Annotated in this window: 2 protein-coding genes and 1 pseudogene; all 3 read right to left on the reverse strand. The window is 71.6% G+C overall.

The features are described 5' to 3' along the window. A pseudogene (locus QN357_RS18235) lies at positions 1 to 827 on the reverse strand (hypothetical protein); the annotation flags it as partial. Further along, positions 824 to 2092: a hypothetical protein gene (locus QN357_RS18240; protein ID WP_323505322.1), complete on the reverse strand. Its 1269-nt coding sequence runs from the start codon at positions 2090 to 2092 to the stop codon at positions 824 to 826. The gene QN357_RS18240 and the pseudogene QN357_RS18235, both read right to left, overlap by 4 nt. Next, the coding region (locus QN357_RS18245) for a hypothetical protein (protein WP_323505323.1) at positions 2089 to 3657 on the reverse strand (1569 nt) is incomplete at its 5' end. The genes QN357_RS18240 and QN357_RS18245, both read right to left, overlap by 4 nt.

The raw sequence follows: 3657 nt of genomic DNA on the forward strand, positions 1-3657 counted from the left end.
ACGGAGCGCGCAGGGGCTGGGGTCGCGCCGGGAGTCGGTGTCGGTGTGGCGCTCGCCGTGACGGCGACCGGAACGACGGGCGCCCAGCCGGCCGGGCGATACTCGGTGGCCAGGCTCGCCGGGACCGTGAGGGGTGTCGTCGTCGGGGCGCCGGTGATCGCGGTCGCTCCGGCGGCATCCGTCGTCAGTGTGGCAGTGTCGCTCCCTGCGGAGCGCCGGAGCTGGCGGATGCGCCAGAAGCCGTCTTCGAGCACCATCACGACGTCGTAGCTCTCGTGGCTGAGCAGCACCGTCTCATTCACCCCGGTGCCGACCGTGCGTGCGATGTTCGCACCCCCGTCGTGGAAGGCGACGGTCGCGCCGTCGAGGGCGTAGAACTCGAGTTCGAGGGAGTGGCGCAGGTCCCAGGTCGCGCTCGGGCCGGTGCGGGGCAGATCGAGCACGGCCCGCCGGGCCGCCCCGCTGAACGTGTCGTTGACGGCAGGCCGCTCGCCCGTGGACTGGAAACGCCCGATCGCGGCCCAGGCCCGGATATAGCTGGCTGCGATCATCATGCGCGTCGCGGGCTCGAGCACTCGTTCGCGCTGCCACGCGTCTGGCAGCCAGCTGACGAGCTGGCTTGCGTTGACCGGAACCGTCGCGACTTCGTGGAGCCCGGACGAGACCTTCGCCCCTGTCGAACTCTGCAGCGTGATCTGCCCGCTGAGCACGAGGAGCCCGACGGTCGCGGCGACGAGGCCGAGGCCGAGCAGCGCGGCGATCAGCCGTTTGATGCGGCTGCGCCTGAAGTTTCCCGGCACGCGGACCGGGAGCCTGGGCCTCGTCATCGGAGCGTCTCCACGTCTTCTGCGCCGAGCACCGAGACGGTGACCGTGACCGGACTGACGAGCGGCCTGGTCGCGACGAGGATGTCGAGCACGCCGTTCACGAGCCCGGCGCTCGCGGAGCCGGCCTCGCCGATGGCGTCGGCCACGGAGACGCGGGCCGTCGTTCCATCCGGCACGAATGTGCCGCCGAAGCGGTTGACCGGTCCGATACTCACGAAGACGCCGGCGTCGACCAGGCGTGCGCTCAGGTCGACAGTACCGACGGTGGCCGCGAACGGCAGTGTGAGGGCGCTCGCCGCGTGCACACCGCGACAGAACCCGGTGATCTGGAACGCGCCCGGCGTTCCCGGCGCCTGCAGCGAGAGCTGGGCGACGCCGGAGATCGTGGCCGCGGTCGTGCGCCCCGCGCCTTCAGGGCCCGTCCATTCCACCGTGACCTGGGTGCCGTCCGGCTCGACATTGCCGAAGCGATCCCGCAGCACGGAAGTCCGGATCGGGACGAGCGTCTGGCCGTCGGCCCCCGCGTTGGCGGCCAACACGGGCTCGACGGGTTCGAGGGAGAAGGGGAGCGGTGGCCCGGCGACTTCGTCGAGGCTGACGCTCGGTCCGGTCACGGGACCGGAAGCGACCCAGACCTGGCCACGACCGGCCAGGGTGCCCGAGACGAGTTCCTGGAAGGCGAGCAGGTGCGACACGACCGCTCCGCTCGAACTCCGCACTCCGACGGGGTTCTCGCGGGAGACCAGCACCGGTGAACCCTCTGCGATGGAATTACCCCAGGCGTCGACAGGGATCGTGACGACCATGGACATGTCTGCGGCGTCGGCCACGATGGAGCGAGCGCCGACGACGGCCTGTATCGGGCCGACCGCGGCCCCGGGGGTGAGCTCCGTGGCACCCCGCACGACCGTTCCACCGGAACTCGCCACGAGGGTGACGGACCCTGCGCTGCGGGTCAGGGCGACCGGAAGCCGGAATTCCGCCGTGTCGTCGACACTCACGGCGGTGAGCACGAGCTGGCCGAGCGAACCGATCGCGACGAGTTGCACCGTCGCGCCGTCGGCGGCCCCCGCGACGGTCACCGGAATCTCCGCGCCCACCGGCGCGGTCGGCGCGACTTGCAGCACGAGGGCGGTCGCAGCGTTCTGTGCTGCCCGCGCTTCCGTGCGGGAGCCGGCTCCGGAATCCGTGGGGAGCCCGATCGCCAGGCCGAGGGCGAGCGTGACGATCAGGCCGACTGCGCGGCGCGTGCCCGGCCGCGTCACGGCTGGCTCGCTCTGGCGTAGGTCGTCGCCGTAAGAGACAGCCCGGAAAAGCCCGTATCGGCGGGCAGGGCGATCGAGGCGGCGAGCGCGGATGCCGGCGGAGAGTGGGCAGGACCCGCGTAGCCGGTCGTCGGCACCCCGGAGGCCGCGATCGGGGTGCGTGACGCGAGCGGAATGCGGAAATCGCTGACCGATTGCGGGGCGATGCTGTGCTCGAGATAGGCATGATCGACCCAGGCCAGGCTGCCGTCCGCTGCCGTATAGGACACCAGGAGGTGCGGAACGGAGGCTTCCACCGTGCTGTCGTTGCGCAGCTCGCCGAGAACGGCGTAGCCGTCGACGGCCGAGCCGGTGAGCCGCAGGTGCTGCACTTGCAGGCCGCGCGCGCTCGCCCGCGGGGTCACGACGGCGCGGGCGTAGACGGCCACCGACGACACTGTCGCGCCGGCGGCGAGCACGAAGGGGGTGATCGTCTGAGGGTCGAACTCGACAGGGCCGTGGATATTGGAGGACGTGGCCGGTGCTGCGACGGTGACGCTTGTCGCGGAGGGGGGCGTCACCGCCGTCGTGTCCTTGAGGCCGCCGTCGGCTTCGAGGCCGTAGTCGCCGGTACCGGCGATGCTCTGGAACTCGATCCGGAAGGGGCTCGTCGCTCCGGGCAGCAGCTTGTGAACGAGTACCTGGGCGGCATCCCAGCTGGCGAGCAGCGCGCCGTCCTGATCGCGCAGCTGCGCTTCGACGGTGACGTCTGCGGGGTCGACGTCGGTGTTCGTCACCTCGCCGATCACGACCCAGCGACCGTTCACGAGCAGGGAGCTGACGTTGCCGAGGGTCAGCTCGGGCCGGTCGAGCACGTCCATCGTGGAGGTTCCGTCCGAGCTGAGTGCGCGACGACCCTGGGAGAGGAAGCCGACGGCGGGTCGGCTGGTGAACTGGTCCGGCGGAGACGTCGCGTCTCCGGCGGGAAGGTCGATGAACCAGCCGGTCGGTTCCTGGATCAGGGTCACAGGGGTGGTCACCCGATACGACTGCAGGGAGGTGAGATAGTCGAGGGTTGCGGTCATCACCTGCCTGCCCGGGGTGCTCGAGGCCGGCACTGCGGTGACGGATGCGAGCTTCGCGAAGGAGGCGACAAGGCCTCCGTCCCTGCCGAGTTCCTGCTGGTACACCGTGTAGTCCGGCCGGGTCGAGGGATCGAGCAGGGCGTATGCGGCGGCGAAGCGGCGGAAATCGAGGTGTCCGTAGTAGTCCTCGACGACTTCGGCAGCCGTGGGCTGGCGCGGCTTCGCCACTGCGAGGGCGCCGCCGGCAGCGACCATGACCAGCATCAGGGTCACGACGGCCGCCTGCCAGCGGCGGCGGCGCTTCCGGACCCGGGCGCGTGCCCGCGTGCGGAGGCGCGGCAGTGCCCCGCCCCAGGGCAGCCAGCCGCCGGCCGGGGGCGCGGGCTCCTCGGTGTGCGGGATGCGGTCGCTCGCCCCGGCGAGGGCGGCGTCGACGGCGCCGACGGCGCGGGTCACCGGGCTCGTGAGCTTCTTCAGTGCGGAGCGCAGGAGGCGGGCGGC

The sequence above is a fragment of the Cryobacterium sp. RTC2.1 genome (assembly GCF_035018685.1).
GTDB classification, from domain to species: Bacteria; Actinomycetota; Actinomycetes; order Actinomycetales; family Microbacteriaceae; genus Cryobacterium; species Cryobacterium glucosi.